The sequence below is a fragment of the Flexivirga meconopsidis genome (assembly GCF_026162425.1).
Classification (GTDB): domain Bacteria; phylum Actinomycetota; class Actinomycetes; order Actinomycetales; family Dermatophilaceae; genus Flexivirga; species Flexivirga meconopsidis.
On sequence record NZ_JAOBQJ010000004.1, the window covers coordinates 521,107 to 536,976 of the forward strand.

A 15,870-nucleotide genomic window follows, 5' to 3' on the forward strand; every position below is an offset into this window, starting at 1 on the left:
CTCACTCACAGCTGCACGCCCTCACCCTCCGCGCCGTCGGGTGCCTGCCCGATCGGTGCGGACTCGATCGGGTCGTCGCCCTCGAGCAGACCGAACCACTGCGCGGCGGTGTGCACGTCCTTGTCGCCGCGCCCGGAGAGGTTGACCAGCAGCAACGCGTCCGGCCCGAGCTCCTGACCCAGCTGCATCGCGCCCGCGACCGCGTGCGCGCTCTCGATCGCCGGCAGGATGCCCTCGGTGCGCGAGAGCGCCCGGAACGCTTCCATGGCCTGGGTGTCAGTGATCGGCCGGTATTCGGCCCGGCCTGCGTCGCGCAGGTAGGAGTGCTCCGGACCGACACTCGGATAGTCCAAACCCGCTGACACCGAATGGGATTCGATGGTTTGCCCCTCGTCGTCCTGCAGCACGTAGGTGAACGCTCCATGCAGCACGCCGGGCGACGCCTCACCGCTGAAGCGGGACGCGTGCCGTCCTGAGGAGATGCCTTCGCCGCCGCCTTCGAGTCCGATCAACCGCACGTCGGCGTCGTCCAGGAAGCGGTGGAAGATGCCCATCGCATTGGAACCGCCACCCACGCACGCGAGCACTGCGTCGGGCAGGCGGCCATACTCGTCCAGCATCTGCGCCCGCGCCTCGACACCGATCACCCGGTGGAAGTCGCGCACCATCTCGGGGAAGGGATAGGGCCCGGTGACCGTGCCGAGCACGTAATGGGTGTGGCCGACATTCGCCACCCAGTCCCGAAACGCTTCATTGACAGCGTCTTTGAGGGTGCGGGAGCCGTGGTCGACCGGCACCACCTCGGCACCGAGCAGGCGCATGCGGGCGACGTTGAGCGCCTGCCGCTCGGTGTCGACCCGACCCATGTAGACCGTGCAGTCCAACCCCATGAGCGCGGCGGCGGTCGCAGTGGCGACGCCGTGCTGGCCGGCACCGGTCTCGGCGATCACCCGGGTCTTGCCCATCCGTTTGGTGAGCAATGCCTGCCCCAGCACGTTGTTGATCTTGTGCGAGCCGGTGTGGTTGAGGTCCTCGCGCTTGAGCACCACCTGCGCTCCCCCGCAATGCTCGGCGGCGAACCGCGGCACTGAGGTCAAGATGCTGGGCCGGCCGGTGTAACTGCGCTGCAACTCGGTGAGTTCGCCGAGGAACGCCGGATCGGCCATCGCCTTGCGGCGGTGCTCGTCGAGCTCCTCCAGCGCCGCCACGAGCGCTTCGGGAACGTAGCGCCCGCCATACGCACCGAAGCGGCCGAGCGGCTGCGGCGCGGGTGTCGAATCAGTCATGCGGAGTACCAATGAGTTCGGGTATGGCGAGCCGCGGGTCCCCACCGGTCACCAGCGCTTCCCCGACGAGTACGACGTCGGCCCCGGCCGCGACGTAGTCCGTGACGTCGGCGGCGTGCCGGATGCCGGACTCGGCGACGCGCACCCGGTCGGCCGGCACCCGCGGCGCCAACCGCGCGAACGTCGACCGGTCGACGTCGAGCGTCTTGAGGTTGCGGGCGTTGATGCCGATGACCTGTGCGTCGAGGGCGATCGCGCGGTCGATCTCGGCCTCGTCGTGCACCTCGACCAGAGCGGTCATGCCGAGCTCCGTGGCGTGCGCGAAGAGATCCTGCAAGGCGCTGTCGTCGAGCGCTGCGACGATGAGCAGGATGATGTCGGCGCCGTGCGCGCGGGCCTCGTCGATCTGGTAGTGCCCGACCATGAAGTCCTTGCGCAGCACCGGTATGCCGACCCGGGCGCGCACCGCGTCGAGGTCGTCCAGCGAGCCACCGAAGCGGCGCTGCTCGGTCAACACCGAGATGGCGGTGGCACCGCCGGCTTCGTAGGCGCCGGCGAGTTCGGCGGGGTCCGGGATCGTCGCGAGGTCGCCCTTGCTCGGGCTGCGCCGCTTGACCTCCGCGATCACCTTGACCGGAGCCGGCGCGCGGAATGCCGTCAGGGCGCAGCGCGCTCCCGGCACTTCCCTGGCCAGCCGGGCGACCTCGGCTGCCGGAACGCGCGCCTCACGCTCGGCGAGGTCCTCGCGGACGCCGGTGATGATGTCGTCGAGGACAGTCACTGCGTTTTCGCCGAGGCGGACCGCACCTGCTGCCGTGCACCCTGCTCCTGCTGGTCGGCAGGCAGTGGCGGCGGGAGGTGGACGTGCTTGTTGCCGAAGCCCATCGAGGCGAGGATCTTGCCGGCGAGCAGGCCGACGATCAGCAGCGCACCGCCGAGGTAGTAGAAGAAGTGCAGGCCCCAGGCGACACCGATCGAGACGGACGCGGCAGCCAGCAGCAGGAGCACGACAGTGGTCCAGGCGGCGACGCTGTGCCCGTGGTCCTCGTGGGGGACTTCTTCAGCCATGACGGCGGTGCTCCTTGTCGTTCGGACGATCGTGGCGTGACCGGCTCGGGCAGCTCAGCCCGCAGGTCGCGGCGGGTCGATTGTGTCAGACCCGGATGGGAGGTCCGTGGGGTCCTCGCCGTCGCTGAGCAGGTCCCAATCGGAGCGCGTCTTCGCCGCGCGCGCGGCCGGTGCGTCATACCTGCTGGAGAGGCCAGACCAGGCGCGGGCGCCGAGCACGGTCAGCAGCCCGGTGAGCAGCAACAGGACACCGCCGAGCAGGCCGACCCAGGGCCAGAACGTGAGGCTCGCGGTGACCGTCTGGTCCCCGGTGTGCCCGGTGAGGCTGGTCGCGCTGTCCCGCAACGTCGATTCCGGGCCGCGTATGACGACGATGGTCGCCACGATCGCGATGACCCCGGCGAGGACCGCGATCACGGCCGCGATCCACCGTGCGACGCGACCGGTGGTGATCGCCGCGAGGACGGCGGCTGCACCGACGAGGGTGGCCGCGAGCACGGCGGGCGCGGCCTTGCCGCCCGACGCCGAGGTGCGCGCGCTCTGCACGACGGCGTCGCTGACGCTGCCCTCCACCCAGGTGCGCGAGTTGGCCAGCAGCAGCAGGGCGACGGCGAGCACGCCGCAGGCCAGCACGGTGCGTTTGGTGATCGGCACGGGGTCAGCCGATCTCGCGCATGCCGGCGGCCGTGGCGACCGCGCGGATGGCCGCCGCCGCCTTGTTGACCGATTCCTGGTATTCCAGCTCCGGCACCGAGTCGGCCACTATCCCGCCCCCGGCCTGGACGAAGGCGGTGCCGTCCTTGATCAGCGCAGTGCGGATCGCGATCGCCATGTCGAGGTCTCCGGCGAAGTCGAAATAGCCCACCACCCCGCCGTACAGGCCACGCCGCACGCCTTCCAACTGGTCGATGATCTGCATCGCCCGCGGCTTCGGCGCCCCGGACAGGGTGCCCGCCGGGAACGTCGCCCGCAGCACGTCATACGCGGTGCGCCCCTCCGTCAGGCGGCCGACGACCGTCGACTCCAGATGCATGATGTGGCTGTAGCGCCGGATCTGCATGAATTCGACCGTGTCGACGGTGCCGGCGTCGCACACCCGCTGCAGGTCGTTGCGCGACAGGTCGACCAGCATCAGGTGCTCGGCGCGTTCCTTGGGGTCGGCGCGCAGCTCATCGGCCAGCAACTCGTCGTGCTCGGGGCTCTTGCCACGGGGCCGGGAGCCGGCGATCGGGTGGGTGATGACCTGGTCGCCGGTGACCTTAACCAGCGCCTCGGGGCTCGACCCCACGACGTCATACGTCGACCCGTCCGGGTGTGGCAGCCGCAACAGATACATGTACGGGCTGGGGTTGCCCACCCGCAACGCGCGGTAGACGTCGAGCGCGTCGATCGGGCAGGGCACCGAAAACCGTTGAGACACAACGATTTGGAAGGCTTCACCGGCGCGGATGTCTTCCTTGGCGGTCTCCACCATGTCGTGGAACTGCTCGCGCGTGTGAGTGCTTTGCGGTGTGAGCTCGACTGGTTCGGGCACCGCAACGGTGCTCGGGGCGTCGGCCGCGAGCGCGTCCTGCATCCGGTCGAGGCGGTCGACGGCGTCGGACCAGGCTGCTTCGGCTCGCGCGTCGGTGCCGTCGTAGTTGATCGCGTTGGCGATGAGCAACACCGAGCCGTCGCTGTGGTCCAGCACCGCGAGGTCGGTGGCGAGCAGCATGGCCAGCTCGGGCAGTCGGAGTTCGTCGCGTGCGCCGTCCGGGAGCTTCTCCCAGCGGCGCACGGCGTCATACGTCACGGCTCCGACAAGGCCACCGGTGAGTGGCGGCAGCCCCGGTATGCGCGGTGTCGCCAGCACCTGCAGGGTCTCGGCGAGCACGTCGGTCGGCGCCCCGTCGGTGGGCACTCCGGCCGGCGCGGCACCGATCCAGTGCGCCCGGCCGCCGGTCTCGGTCAGGGTGGCGCTGCTCGCGGCGCCGATGATCGAGTAGCGCGACCAGACCCCGCCGTGCTCGGCGGACTCCAGCAGGAAGGTGCCGGGCCGCTGCCCTGCGAGCTTGCGGTAGATGCCGAGCGGTGTCTCGCCGTCGGCGAGCAGGCGTCGGACCACCGGGATCACCCGCCGGTCGCGGGTCAGCTCCAAGAAGGTCGGCAGCTCCGGCCAGGTCGCACCCCACCCGGTCTCGGCGTGTATGTCGGGGGTCACGATCGCCTCGCTCATCCCGAAACCGCGCCGAGGTCGGTGAAGAAGCAGGTGCGCTCACCGGTGTGGCAGGCGGCGCCGGTCTGATCGACTCGCACCAGCAGCGTGTCACCGTCGCAGTCGAGTGCGACGGTCTTGACGGTCTGCATGTGACCGGAGGTGTCGCCCTTGCGCCAATACTCCTGCCGGCTGCGGGACCAGAACGTCACCCGGCCGGTGGTCAGCGTGCGGTGCAGTGCTTCGTCGTCCATCCAGCCGACCATCAGCACCTCACCGGTGTCGTGCTGCTGTACAACTGCGGGCACCAGGCCGTCGGAGTCCCGTTTGAGGCGCGCGGCAACGGTCGGGTCGAGGGCGGTGGAGGTCACCCTTCTCATTGTGCCGCACCGGATCTGCGCGTCAGAATGCGGATCGACGTCGGGCTCTTAGCGATTTCACGGCCTCCGTTCACGGCACGTTCAGGACATCCGTCTAGCGTTCCCGACATGGCCCCGGACGAGTGGTTGAACCGCATCGACGAAGAACTCGCCCCGCCGGTCGAGCCGCTGGACAAGGGGAAACCGGCCAATGTCGTCTTCGAGTTGGCCGAACCATTGTCGCCGCACCGTGCCTCCCACCCCGAAGCCAAGTCCGAGGAGCCGGAGGACACCGAATAGCGCCCGCGGTGCGGAATGATCGGCGGCATGACAGATTTCGCACAGTCCGAACGCGCTGGTCTCGCGGACACCTTCCTGCAGGTCGGGCCCGACGCACCGACCCTTTCCGGTGACTGGACCGCTCGCGATCTGGCGGCGCACCTGGTGGTGCGCGAGTCGCGCCCCGATGCGGCCGCCGGGATGTTCGTCTCGCCGCTGCGCGGCCACCTCGAGTCGGTGCAGGCGAAGGTCGCCGCGCAGCCCTGGGAGCAACTGGTGGAGAAGGTCCGCAGCGGACCGCCCCGGTTGAGCATCTTCGGGCTGCCACGGGTCGACGAACTGGCCAACCTCGGTGAGTTTTTCGTCCACCACGAGGACGTGCTGCGAGCGGGTGACCACGGCGACGCACGACGCCAACTGCCCGACGGTGAACAGACCGCGCTCTGGGGTGTGCTCCCCCGTCTCGGCCGGCTCACCCTGCGCGACTCCCGCGTCGGCGTGGTCGCGGAGTCCCCCGGCCACGGGCGCCGCACCCTTCGGCCACCCCGTGACGACCACGGCAACGTGGTGCTCACCGGCGCTCCGGGCGAAGTCCTGCTCTACATCTATGGCCGCCAGCCGGTGACCGACGTGCAGCTGGACGGTGCCGACCGGGATGTGGCCGCGTTCGGGGAGGCGACCCTCGGCTTCTAACGCGCGGCGCCCGACACCTCGCTGTCGCCGCCCGGCCAGATTCGCATCAGCGGCGAGTCATCGCGGCGGAACTCGCGCTTGAGTGCGGCGGGGTGGTGCATCGGGAAGCCTTGGCCCTGCACGGAATTGATCGATTCGCCGTGCGCAATGAGGTCGCGGCGGGGCGGTGGTTCCTCGCCGGCCGACACACCGTCGTGATCGGAAGTCGGACGCCGTCCGGGAAAGGCCTCTTGTGGCACGCGGTGTGGGAGGTCGGGTCCGAAGCGAGACTCGACGGCGCCGCTGCGCTCATTGCCGCAGGACTGCACGGTTTCCGGCCAGATGCCATTGATGTGACTGTTCCGGCCCACGGACGAGCTCAGCCTGTCGACGGCGTCGTGCTGCATCGACCGAGGATCGCCGCACCGGTGCAGGGCGTCGGACTGCCTCGCGTCGGAGTCGAGGGGGCGACACTGCATGCGGCGCAGTGGGCCATCAGCGACCGCCAGGCCGCACTGTTGATCTGCCTTCCGGTACAGCAGCGGCTGACCTCGCCAGCGAAGCTACTGCTGGCTTGGAAGGGCGTCCAACGGTCTCCACGTAAAAGGTTTCTCGATGCGGTCATTCGCGACGTGTGCAGTGGTGCGGAGTCGTTGGGTGAACTCGACTTCGCGCGGATGTGTCGCCGTGTCGGCCTGCCGGCTCCAACCCGACAGGCGGTGCGCGCAGGAGGGCGAGGACGCGTCTACCTCGACGCCAGCTGGGACGATGTCGGCCTCGTCGTCGAGATCGACGGTGGTCACCACTTCCTGGCCCTGAACCCGATCGACGATGCGCTTCGGCAGAACGAACGCGTTGTTTCGGGCGAACATGTGCTGCGGAGACCGGTAATCGGGTTACGGCTGCAACCCGACCAATTCCTTGCTCAGGTTCGCGCTGCCTATTACGCGCTCCGCAGGGCTTCCGGCTAGACGGAACGTGCGCCATACCGCACGATCTGCACAGCGCCGCCGCCTCTAGCGCACCTCGCGACCCGCGGCCCGGAGCGCGTCCTTCACCTGGCCGACGGTGAGCTCGCCGAAGTGGAACACCGAGGCGGCGAGCACGGCGTCGGCCCCGGCTTCGACGGCGGCGACGAAGTCCTCGACGCGACCGGCGCCACCGCTGGCGACGATCGGCACGTCGACCTCGGCGCGCACCGCACCGATGAGTTCGAGGTCGAAGCCGGCCTTGGTGCCGTCGGCGTCCATCGAGTTGAGCAGGATCTCACCGACGCCCAATTGCGCTGCGCGAGAGCACCATTCGATGGCGTCGAGACCGGTCGACTTCAACCCGCCGTGCGTGGTGACTTCGAAGTTGCCACGCTGCGAGCGGCGCACGTCCGCTGAAAGCACCAGCACCTGAGAGCCGAAACGATCGGCGATCTCGGCGATCACCTGCGGGCGGGCTATCGCTCCGGTGTTGATGCCGACCTTGTCGGCGCCCGCCCGTAACAGCCGGTCCACGTCGCCCACCGTGCGCACTCCCCCGCCGACGGTGAGCGGGATGAAGACCTGCTCGGCGGTGCGGCCGACCACGTCATAGGTCGTCTCTCGGTCGGCCGAGCTCGCGGTGACGTCGAGGAAGGTGAGTTCGTCGGCCCCTTGCCGGTCGTAGCGATCGGCAAGCTCGACCGGGTCGCCGGCGTCGCGGAGGTTCTCGAAGTTGACGCCCTTGACCACCCGCCCGGCGTCGACGTCCAGGCAGGGTATGACGCGCACCGCAACACTCACGCCGCTCAGCCTAGATTGGGCAACCGTGATCACCCACCCGCAGCCCCGCCCCGAGGACGTGCGCCGGGTCGCCGACCTCGCGCACGCGGCCGGCGGAACCCCCGCGATCATCACCATCGACGGGCGCAGCGGTTCGGGCAAGACGACCTTCGCCGCCGCGCTCGCCGCCGAGCTCGGCGACGCCACCGTCGTGCACCTCGACGACCTCTACCCCGGATGGGACGGGCTCGCCGCGACCCCGAAGATCGTGGCCGCGTGGCTGATGACGCCGCTGCGTGCGGGGCGAGCTGCGTCATACCGCCGATTTGACTGGGCCACTGGCGATTACGCCGATGAGGTGACAGTGCCCACCGCGACCTTCGTCATCATCGAAGGGGCCGGCAGCAGTGTCGAGCCGGCCGGCGGGCACGCCGACGTGCGGGTCTGGCTCGAGGCCGCGCGATCGACCCGGAAGGCCCGCGGTCTCGCGCGCGACGGCGACGCGTACGCGCCGTACTGGCAGCGCTGGGCCGATCAGGAGGACGCGGTGTTCGGCGCCGACGGCACGCGAGAGCGTGCCGAGGTCGTCATCGCGACGGATTAATCGTCGCGCGCCGTGTGATTGTGCGCGTCGACCAAGGCCGCCAGCCGCTGCGCCTCCGCCATGGCCCGGTCGCCGTCCGAGCGCTGCACCGCCATCACCGACAGCGTCTCGGTGTCGGCGAGTTCCAGGATCAGCCAGGGCGGACCGCCGCCGAATTGCACGTTGACGATCTCCGCCCACGGGATGTCGCGAGATGAGATCAGGTTCTGCACATGCAGGCCGCTCTCGGTCGGCTTGGCGTGCACCAGCGCATAGCGCAACAAGAACAGTGCGATAGCCACCCCGAAGACGACCAGAGCCACCGAATCCTGCCCGCTCCAGCCGTTTTCACCGCCGCGCGGCACCTGGATGCCGACGATCGCGAAGACGACGACCGTCGCGACCGCCGCAACGATCGACACGATGCGCGACCTGCGCGGGCGGAAGGTGGCGTATGCCGCGGCCCGCTTCGCCGGGTCGCTGCGTGGATTGCTCACAGTCGGCATGCGGCGATCTCCGTCACCAGGATGGCGCGGGCACCGACCTCGTAGAGCTCGTCCATGACGGTGTTGGTGCTGCTGCGCGGCACCATCGCGCGCACGGCGACGTATCCCTTGTCGTGCAGCGGCGACACGGTCGGCGACTCCAGGCCGGGCGTGAGCGCGCAGGCCCGCTCGACGAGTTCGACCTTGATGTCGTAATCCATCATCACGTAGCGGCGCGCGGTGAGCACACCCTGCAGACGCCGCACCAGCACGTCGATCGCACCGGTGTCGCCGGCCCGGTCCTGCGGCTGGATCAGCACTGCCTCGCTGGTCAGGATCGGCTCACCGAAAACCTCGAGGCCGGCATTGCGCAGGGTCGTGCCGGTCTCGACGACGTCGGCGATGACGTCGGCAACCCCGAGGGTGACCGCGGTCTCCACGGCACCGTCGAGGCGTACGACGCTGGCGTCGATCCCCTTCGCCGCCAGGTCTTTTCGGACCAGGCCGGGAAAGCTGGTGGCAATCCGCTTGCCGTCGAGCTCGGCGACGGAAGCCGCTTGCCCGGGACGTGCGGCGTAGCGGAAGGTCGATCCGCCATACCCGAGTTGCATGACCTCGACGGCCGGTGCCTGTGAGTCGAGCAGGAGGTCGCGGCCGGTGATGCCGACATCGAGAGTGCCCTGGCCGACATACACCGCGATGTCACGCGGGCGCAGGTAGAACAGCTCGACGCGCTGCTCGGCATCGACGACGACGAGTTCCTTGGACTCGCGGCGGCCGCGGTAGCCGGCCTCACGCATGACCTCCGCGCTGGCCTCGGCGAGCGCGCCCTTGTTGGGCATCGCGACGCGCAGCACGGGGCGGGATTCAGTGTCAGAGGTGGGCATAGACGTCCTCCAGCGAGATGTTGCGGGCCAGCATGAGCACCTGCAGGTGGTAGAGCAGCTGGCTGATCTCCTCAGCGGTGCGCTCGTCGCCCTCGTGCTCGGCGGCCATCCACACCTCGGCCGCTTCCTCGACGATCTTCTTGCCGATCTGATGGACCCCGGCGTCGAGCTCCCGCACGGTGCCGGAATCGGCAGGTCGCTCCTGGGCCTTGAGGGTCAGCTCGGCAAACAGCTGATCGAACGTCTTCACGTCGGACAAGGCTACGTGAGCGTCTGGACTGCTCCGTCCGCGCGCCCGCCGATCGGGACGCATCGCGTCATTCGCGAAACGGTATGCCGGAGCGGGTCACCGGCACGTCGGCCCGGCCGTGCGCGGCCAGCAGGTCACGCACCGACTGCTCGGCTGCGGCGCCGTGCGCCGACGGGGATACGGTGACCGCCCGGATCGGGAGCGGGCATGACGCCGGAGTCAGCAGCGTGTCAGGGTCGTCTCCGGGTCCGGTGAGTTGCAAGTATGGCGCGAGGCCGTACCGGCTCGGCCGGTACTGCACGACGTCCGCGAGGTCGTGCAGCAGCGTCGAACGGTCGCCCTGCATCCACAACACGTATGACGCCCGCACTTCGTCCTCGTCCACGAAGCCGGGGTGTTTGATCAGCAACAGAGCATCCTCGAGATCGTCGAACATGCCCTGCAGATCCAGCTCCTGGTCCTTGGACAACGCCTCGCGCATCTCCTCCGGCGTCGCGCCGGACGGTTGCGACCCGAGCGCGTCCCGGATCCGCCGCAACGTTGCGGCCCGGTTGTCCAGGACGGCGTCGATCAGTTCTTCCTGGGCCGCGCGCGCGTAACGCACCGACCGCCACGGTTTGCGCCGCAACCGGCCGGTGCTGCCGACCGTCGCGGTGCCGGGCGTGGAGCGTATGCCGGGTGCGGTGCCGAGCACGCGCAGCGATTCGTCGCGGTCCAGACCGAGCGCATAGGACTCACCGGCGCCACCGTAATTGCGCCACATCGCAAGGGAGTCCGGCGCGGACGACGCGCTGAGCACGAAGAAGATCGCTCCTGCCTCGGGCACCCCCTCCCTTCCGCGGGGCGCCGCCTCCTCACCCTTGTCCCGCATGAGCTGGCGGACCTGACCGTAGACGCCGTCGGGCTCGGCCTGCGCGCGCTGCGCCATACGCTCACCGGCGAGGTGCTGGCCGAGCTCGATCTCGCCCCGGTCGTTGAGGAACTGCGACGACGTCGCCCACAGCGTGTCGGTGCGCAGGATCGAGAGCAGACCAGCTGCGTCGGTGTAGTGCCAGACCAGGTTGTTGTCGTCGCTCACCCTGTCGACGGTACTGCGGCTGCGCGCAGCGTCACCGCGGTCGCGATCGCGGCGGTGCTCGCCTCGAAGCCCTTGTCCTCCGGCGACCCGGGCAGTCCGGCGCGATCGAGCGCTTGCTGCTCGGTGTCGCAGGTGAGCACGCCGAACCCGATCGGGACGCCGGTGCGGACGGCGACCTCGGTCAGCCCGTTTGTCGCCGACTGGCAGACGTAGTCGAAATGCGGTGTGCCGCCGCGAATTACGACCCCGAGCGTCACCACCGCGTCGTATGACGCAGCGAGTCGTGCGGCAGCGACGGACAGCTCGAAGGTGCCGGGCACCCGGACCACGTCGCTGTCGGTGACGCCGCAAGCCTCCAGCCCGCGCCGTGCGCCGTCGAGCAACCCGTCCATCACCTGGGTGTGCCAGGACGCGGCGACGACCGCGACGCGCAGGCCGCTGCCGTCGACGACAGTTGTGGGAGCGCCGGATCCGCTCATTTTCGGGGCCCCCGCAAAGTAGCGAGCGCTAGCGAGCACTTTGTGGGGTGAATCATGATGCCTCCAGGGTGTGACCGAGTCGGGTGCGTTTGGTTTCGAGATAGCTGCGATTGCTGGGGGTGCTCGGCACCTGCAGTGGCACTTGTTCGACGTGCATGCCGAGCTCACCCAGGGCGGCCACCTTTGCCGGGTTGTTGGTGAGCAGCCGGAGTGTCTCGACTTCGAGATCGGTGAGGATCGCTGCTGCTGCGTCGAATTCGCGGGCGTCGACCGGCAGGCCGAGCGCGGTCTGCGCGTCGACGGTGTCCAGCCCGGTGTCCTGCACCTCGTAGGCGCGCAGTTTGTCGACCAGACCGACGCCGCGTCCCTCGTGCCCGCGCAGGTAGACGATTGCCCCGCCATACGTGGCGACGCGGCGCATGGACTCGGCCAGCTGCGGGCCGCAGTCGCAGCGCTGGGAGCCAAAGACGTCGCCGGTGAGGCATTCGGAATGCACTCGCACCAGGGGTGATTCGTCCATCAGCCCACGTGGGGAGACGAGCGCAACATGCTCGGCGCCGGTGCGTTCGTCGCTGTAGGCGACCGCGGTGAAGATGCCGTGCTCGGTGGGCAAGGTCGTCGTCGCGCGTCGGACCACCCGGTCGTGCCGGCGCCGCCAGGCGACCAGATCGGCGATGGTCACCACGACCAGACTGTCCCGCTCGGCCAGCCGCTCCGCGTCGGCCAGTCGCATCATCGAACCGTCGTCGTGCACCAGCTCGACGATCGCGCCGACGGGAGGCCGACCGGCGAGCCGGCACAGGTCGACGGTGGCCTCGGTGTGCCCGGTCCGCTCCAGCACGCCGCCGGGCCGCGCTCGCAACGGGAAGACGTGACCCGGCCGAGTGAGCGCCTCCGCAGTCGACGCCGGATCGGCAAGCACGGCAATGGTTCTGGCACGCTCCTCGGCGCTGATGCCGGTGCTCACCCCGACCCGCGCATCCACCGAGACGGTGTAGGCGGTGCCCTTGGGGTCCTCGTTCGCGGTGACCATCGGTGGCAATCCGAGCCGGTCGGCGACGGCATCCGGCATCGGCGCGCAGATCACGCCGGAGCCGTGCCGCACCGCCCAGCCGACCCACTGCGGATCGACATCGTCACCGGCGATCACCAGGTCGACCTCGTTCTCGCGGTCGGCGTCGTCAGCCACCAGCACCGGTCTGCCCGCTGCGATTTCGGCGATTGCTTGCTCGATCTTGGCGATCATGACGCCACCACCTGCCCCGTGGGTTCGTTCGTCCTGCCTTTCGCCCGGCTGATCCGCAGCCAGACGAAGAAACCCCAGACCACGAAGGCCGCGTAGATCGCGTACAGCGCCGCCGAGGGGTAGTACTCGAAGTGGATCAGCTCCGGCACGCCCACCAGGTCGACGGCCAGCCAGGCCAGCCAGAAGTCGACCCAGCCGCGGGCCATCGCGAAGGTCGCGACGATGGAGCCGACGAAGATCCAGGCGTCGGCCCAGTAGTAGAAGTCGGGCGGGGTCCAGCCGACCCCGATCACCCGGAACAGCCACTGGCAGACCAGGACTCCGACGATCCAGAAGCCGATGTAGCCGGCACGTTCGGTCATCGTCGCCCACCGCGGCTGCACCGCGGGGGCGTCGTCCGCGCGTCCTCGGCGATTGCGCTGCCACAGGACCCAGCCGTAGAGCGAGGTGAGGATGAAGAACACCTGGCGGCCGGCCTGCCCGAACATCACCTGCCCGCCGTGCGCGGTGAAGCCGAGCGCGAAGAAGACGGTGAACAGCAGTGCGTTGCCGATGATGCCGATCGGCCAGGCCCAGACCTTGCGCCGCATGCCGCCGATCGCGGAGGCGAGACCGAAGAGGTTGCCGACGATCTCGCGCCAGGTGATGCCGTGTCCGCCGATCGTGATCGACGCATCGTAGAGCCGCTCGAAGACGTTCACGAACGGCCTGCTTCCTGCGGCACCCGGCCGGTGGCGACCAGACGCTCGACATACTTGGCGAGCACGTCGACCTCGACGTTGACGACGTCCCCGACCTGCCGACGGCCGAGCGTGGTCAGCGTCAGGGTGGTCGGGATGAGACAGACAGTGAACGTGTCCTCGGTGACCGCGGCAACGGTGAGTGAAACCCCGTCCAGCGCAACCGAACCCTTCTCCACCACGTATGGCGCAAGACTCTCGGGCAACGCGAAGACCACCTCGGTCCAGTGGTCCCGCTCGGTGCGTGACACCAGCGCCGCCGTGCCGTCGACGTGGCCCTGGACGATGTGTCCGCCGAGTCGTCCATCGGCCCGCACTGCGCGCTCGAGGTTGACCGGGGCGCCCGACTGCAGAGCGCCCAGACTGCTGCGCTCCAGCGTCTCGGCCATCACGTCCACGCTGAACTGCGAGTCATCGAAGTCGACCAAGGTCAGGCAGACGCCGTTGACCGCGATCGACGCTCCGTGCTCTGCGCCCTGTAGGACGGTGCTCGCCGCGACGCGCAGAGTTGCCGAGTCCCCTTGTAGCTCAAGACTTTCGATGCTGCCGAGTTCTTCCACGATGCCGGTGAACATTGTCATTTCCTCCGATAGGTCAGCCGCACGTCGTCGCCGACGCGGGTGAGGTCGTGCAGTCGCAGGGAGACTGCGTCGGCGAGGGTCTCGATGCCCAGCGCGCCGACCGCGCTGCTGCCAGCGCCGAGAAGTTTGGGGGCGATGTAGCCGACCACCTCGTCGACCAGGCCGGCGGCGACGAAGGCGGCGCCGAGCGTCGGCCCACCCTCGAGGAAGAGGTGGTGAATGCCACGGTCGTGCAGTTCCTTCAGCACGCGCTCCGGGTCATGGGTGTGCAGTTGCACCGTCGGGGCGGTGTCGTCGAGCACCCTTGAGGTTGCCGGGATTTCACGCTCTCCGATGATCACGCGCAACGGCTGTTGCGACGCCGGCTCCCCGTCGGCGGCCCGCACGGTCAGTTGCGGGTCGTCGGCGAGCACGGTGCCGGTGCCGGCGGCGATCGCTCCTGCGGTCGCACGCAGCCGGTGCACGTCGGCGCGTGCGTCGGGGCCGGTGATCCACTTGCTGCTGCCATCCGCCGCCGCGGAGTAGCCGTCCAGGGTCGCGGCGAACTTCCAGCTGACCCACGGGCGTCCGTGGGTGAGCGAGAACGTCCAGTGGTCGTTGAGGGCGGACGCCTCGCCGGCGAGGGTGCCGGCATACACCTCGATGCCGTGGCTGCGCAGCACGTCCGCGCCACCCCGGGCGATCGGGTTGGGGTCGCTCTGGGCAAAGACGACGCGCGCGACCCTGGCCGCGGCGAGGGCGTCGGCACAGGCTCCGGTGCGGCCGACGTGCGCGCACGGCTCGAGCGTGACGTATGCCGTGGCACCCGCCGCGTCGCCGGCGTCGGCGAGGGCAGCAACCTCGGCATGCGGCGTGCCGGCCCCGCGGTGCCAGCCGCGACCGATGACGACGCCGTCGCGCACCAGCACGCAGCCGACCCGCGGATTGGGATCGACGGCAGGCCCGCGCGCAGCAAGCGAAATCGCTTCGCGCATAAGGGCTTCGGTTGCCGCCATGTCACTCCTTCCCGGGTCCGATCGGACTCCGGGGGTGACGGACGACCGCGCGAATCCGCCGGCCTCAGTGCCGACGAACGCGTCGCCGTGGGTCGCGTCATCGACGCGACCCTCGTGCTGCCTCCCATCCGGACTTTAACCGTCGGTCCTGGAGTTTCACCAGGTCAACCGGCCGCCGAAGCGGCCGGGTCGCGGACTATCACCGCCGGCTCGGAATTTCACCGACCCCGGAGCACGTGACAACCAGTATGCCACGGGGTGCAAGCCGCCCTCACGCGTGCGTGGCGCAACCCTTCGCAAGCTCACGCAGTTGGTCGACCGCGGCGGCGGCATCCTGCGCGCCATACACCGCGGAGCCCGCGACGAAGACGTCCGCGCCGGCCTCGGCGCACTGCTCGATCGTGGTGGCGGACACTCCACCGTCCACCTGCACCCATACCTCGCCGCCGCGGCGTTTCACCGCCTCCCGCACCTGCTGCACCTTCGGCAGCTGGTCGGCCATGAAACTTTGCCCGCCGAAGCCGGGCTCGACCGTCATCACCAGCACCATGTCGAGCGTGTCGAGCAGTTCTTCATACGGTGCGAACGCCGTCGCCGGCTTCAGCGCCATCGCCGCCCGGGCGCCCGCGGCGCGCAGATCGGCCGCGAGCTTGCGCGGCTGGTTGGACGCCTCGATGTGGAAGGTGACGCTCTGCGCGCCCGCTTCGGCGTATGACGGTGCCCACTTGTCGGGATCGTCGATCATCAGGTGACAGTCGAGCGGGATCGGCGACACCTTGAGCAGCGACTCGACCACCGGCAGCCCGAGCGTCAGATTGGGCACGAAGTGGTAGTCCATGACGTCCACGTGTGCCCAGTCCGCGTTGGCGATCCGATCGAGATCACGCTGCAGATTGGCGAAGTCAGCGGACAGGATGCTCGGAGCGATCAGCATGCG

Annotated in this window: 22 protein-coding genes and 1 riboswitch; of the genes, 4 read left to right on the top strand and 18 right to left on the bottom strand. The window is 69.3% G+C overall.

All coding sequences use genetic code 11. The features are described from left to right. Positions 1-5 precede the first annotated feature (5 nt). Genes trpB through hisI form a run of 6 tightly spaced genes read right to left on the bottom strand, consistent with a single transcriptional unit; the run spans position 6 to position 4,928 of the window. Positions 6-1,286: a tryptophan synthase subunit beta gene (gene trpB / locus N2M23_RS15965; protein ID WP_265446813.1), complete on the bottom strand. Its 1,281-nt coding sequence runs from the start codon at positions 1,284-1,286 to the stop codon at positions 6-8. After that, positions 1,279-2,067: an indole-3-glycerol phosphate synthase TrpC gene (gene trpC, locus N2M23_RS15970; RefSeq protein ID WP_265446815.1), complete on the bottom strand. Its 789-nt coding sequence runs from the start codon at positions 2,065-2,067 to the stop codon at positions 1,279-1,281. Before trpC ends, trpB begins: the two co-directional genes overlap by 8 nt. Next, complete coding sequence (locus N2M23_RS15975) at positions 2,064-2,354, bottom strand: HGxxPAAW family protein (RefSeq protein ID WP_265446817.1); 291 nt, start codon at positions 2,352-2,354, stop codon at positions 2,064-2,066. Before N2M23_RS15975 ends, trpC begins: the two co-directional genes overlap by 4 nt. Before the next feature lie 54 nt (positions 2,355-2,408). Beyond that, complete coding sequence (locus N2M23_RS15980; RefSeq protein WP_265446819.1) at positions 2,409-3,008, bottom strand: Trp biosynthesis-associated membrane protein; 600 nt, start codon at positions 3,006-3,008, stop codon at positions 2,409-2,411. Between the two features lie 4 nt (positions 3,009-3,012). Further along, positions 3,013-4,569, bottom strand: a complete 1,557-nt coding sequence (locus tag N2M23_RS15985) for an anthranilate synthase component I (RefSeq protein WP_265446821.1) — start codon at positions 4,567-4,569, stop codon at positions 3,013-3,015. Then, positions 4,566-4,928, bottom strand: a complete 363-nt coding sequence (hisI, locus tag N2M23_RS15990; protein WP_265446822.1) for a phosphoribosyl-AMP cyclohydrolase — start codon at positions 4,926-4,928, stop codon at positions 4,566-4,568. Before hisI ends, N2M23_RS15985 begins: the two co-directional genes overlap by 4 nt. A gap of 108 nt (positions 4,929-5,036) precedes the next feature. Here hisI and N2M23_RS15995 point away from each other — a divergent pair, with 108 nt between their 5' ends. Then, the gene (locus N2M23_RS15995; protein WP_265446823.1) at positions 5,037-5,207 is read left to right on the top strand and encodes a hypothetical protein; all 171 of its coding nucleotides are present in this window, start codon (positions 5,037-5,039) and stop codon (positions 5,205-5,207) included. A gap of 27 nt (positions 5,208-5,234) precedes the next feature. After that, entirely contained in the window at positions 5,235-5,879 is a 645-nt protein-coding gene (locus N2M23_RS16000) for a TIGR03085 family metal-binding protein (RefSeq protein ID WP_265446825.1), read from the top strand. Here N2M23_RS16000 and N2M23_RS16005 read toward each other — a convergent pair. After that, the gene (locus N2M23_RS16005; RefSeq protein WP_265446827.1) at positions 5,876-6,265 is read right to left on the bottom strand and encodes a hypothetical protein; all 390 of its coding nucleotides are present in this window, start codon (positions 6,263-6,265) and stop codon (positions 5,876-5,878) included. The genes N2M23_RS16000 and N2M23_RS16005 overlap by 4 nt on opposite strands. Positions 6,266-6,286: 21 nt before the next feature. Between N2M23_RS16005 and N2M23_RS16010 the strand changes: the two genes are divergently transcribed. Then, complete coding sequence (locus N2M23_RS16010; RefSeq protein ID WP_265446828.1) at positions 6,287-6,829, top strand: PDDEXK family nuclease; 543 nt, start codon at positions 6,287-6,289, stop codon at positions 6,827-6,829. Positions 6,830-6,874: 45 nt separating this feature from the next. On the opposite strand, the gene hisF is transcribed toward N2M23_RS16010, so the two are convergent. Beyond that, the gene (gene hisF, locus N2M23_RS16015) at positions 6,875-7,630 is read right to left on the bottom strand and encodes an imidazole glycerol phosphate synthase subunit HisF (protein WP_265446830.1); all 756 of its coding nucleotides are present in this window, start codon (positions 7,628-7,630) and stop codon (positions 6,875-6,877) included. 25 nt (positions 7,631-7,655) lie between these two features. On the opposite strand from hisF, the gene N2M23_RS16020 reads away from it, so the two are divergent. Beyond that, a complete protein-coding gene (locus N2M23_RS16020) occupies positions 7,656-8,213 on the top strand; it encodes a nucleoside/nucleotide kinase family protein (RefSeq protein ID WP_265446832.1) in 558 nt (185 codons plus the stop codon). Here N2M23_RS16020 and N2M23_RS16025 read toward each other — a convergent pair. From N2M23_RS16025 to rpe, 10 genes are all read right to left on the bottom strand, one after another. Then, entirely contained in the window at positions 8,210-8,698 is a 489-nt protein-coding gene (locus tag N2M23_RS16025) for a PH domain-containing protein (protein ID WP_265446833.1), read from the bottom strand. The two genes, N2M23_RS16020 and N2M23_RS16025, sit on opposite strands and share 4 nt — an antisense overlap. After that, positions 8,686-9,534 (bottom strand): ATP phosphoribosyltransferase, encoded by an 849-nt coding sequence (gene hisG / locus N2M23_RS16030; protein ID WP_265446999.1) that lies wholly within the window; start codon positions 9,532-9,534, stop codon positions 8,686-8,688. The genes N2M23_RS16025 and hisG overlap by 13 nt, the downstream gene beginning before the upstream one ends. A gap of 16 nt (positions 9,535-9,550) precedes the next feature. Next, positions 9,551-9,814, bottom strand: a complete 264-nt coding sequence (locus N2M23_RS16035) for a phosphoribosyl-ATP diphosphatase (RefSeq protein WP_265446835.1) — start codon at positions 9,812-9,814, stop codon at positions 9,551-9,553. Positions 9,815-9,881: 67 nt separating this feature from the next. Then, complete coding sequence (locus N2M23_RS16040) at positions 9,882-10,892, bottom strand: DUF2971 domain-containing protein (protein WP_265446837.1); 1,011 nt, start codon at positions 10,890-10,892, stop codon at positions 9,882-9,884. Further along, positions 10,889-11,371, bottom strand: coding sequence for a 6,7-dimethyl-8-ribityllumazine synthase (gene ribH, locus N2M23_RS16045; RefSeq protein WP_265446838.1), 483 nt, complete (start codon positions 11,369-11,371; stop codon positions 10,889-10,891). The genes N2M23_RS16040 and ribH overlap by 4 nt, the downstream gene beginning before the upstream one ends. Positions 11,372-11,423: 52 nt before the next feature. Continuing rightward, the gene (gene ribB / locus N2M23_RS16050) at positions 11,424-12,617 is read right to left on the bottom strand and encodes a 3,4-dihydroxy-2-butanone-4-phosphate synthase (RefSeq protein ID WP_265446840.1); all 1,194 of its coding nucleotides are present in this window, start codon (positions 12,615-12,617) and stop codon (positions 11,424-11,426) included. Further along, complete coding sequence (locus tag N2M23_RS16055) at positions 12,614-13,318, bottom strand: nicotinamide mononucleotide transporter family protein (protein ID WP_265446842.1); 705 nt, start codon at positions 13,316-13,318, stop codon at positions 12,614-12,616. Before N2M23_RS16055 ends, ribB begins: the two co-directional genes overlap by 4 nt. Continuing rightward, positions 13,315-13,932: a riboflavin synthase gene (locus tag N2M23_RS16060; protein ID WP_265446844.1), complete on the bottom strand. Its 618-nt coding sequence runs from the start codon at positions 13,930-13,932 to the stop codon at positions 13,315-13,317. The genes N2M23_RS16055 and N2M23_RS16060 overlap by 4 nt, the downstream gene beginning before the upstream one ends. Before the next feature lie 2 nt (positions 13,933-13,934). Beyond that, positions 13,935-14,933, bottom strand: a complete 999-nt coding sequence (gene ribD, locus N2M23_RS16065) for a bifunctional diaminohydroxyphosphoribosylaminopyrimidine deaminase/5-amino-6-(5-phosphoribosylamino)uracil reductase RibD (RefSeq protein ID WP_265446845.1) — start codon at positions 14,931-14,933, stop codon at positions 13,935-13,937. Between the two features lie 111 nt (positions 14,934-15,044). After that, positions 15,045-15,172: riboswitch (FMN riboswitch) on the bottom strand. Positions 15,173-15,204: 32 nt separating this feature from the next. Then, positions 15,205-15,867 carry a ribulose-phosphate 3-epimerase gene (gene rpe, locus N2M23_RS16070; RefSeq protein ID WP_265446847.1) on the bottom strand — a complete coding sequence of 221 codons (663 nt, stop codon included), beginning with the start codon at positions 15,865-15,867 and terminating at the stop codon, positions 15,205-15,207. Positions 15,868-15,870: the final 3 nt, after the last annotated feature.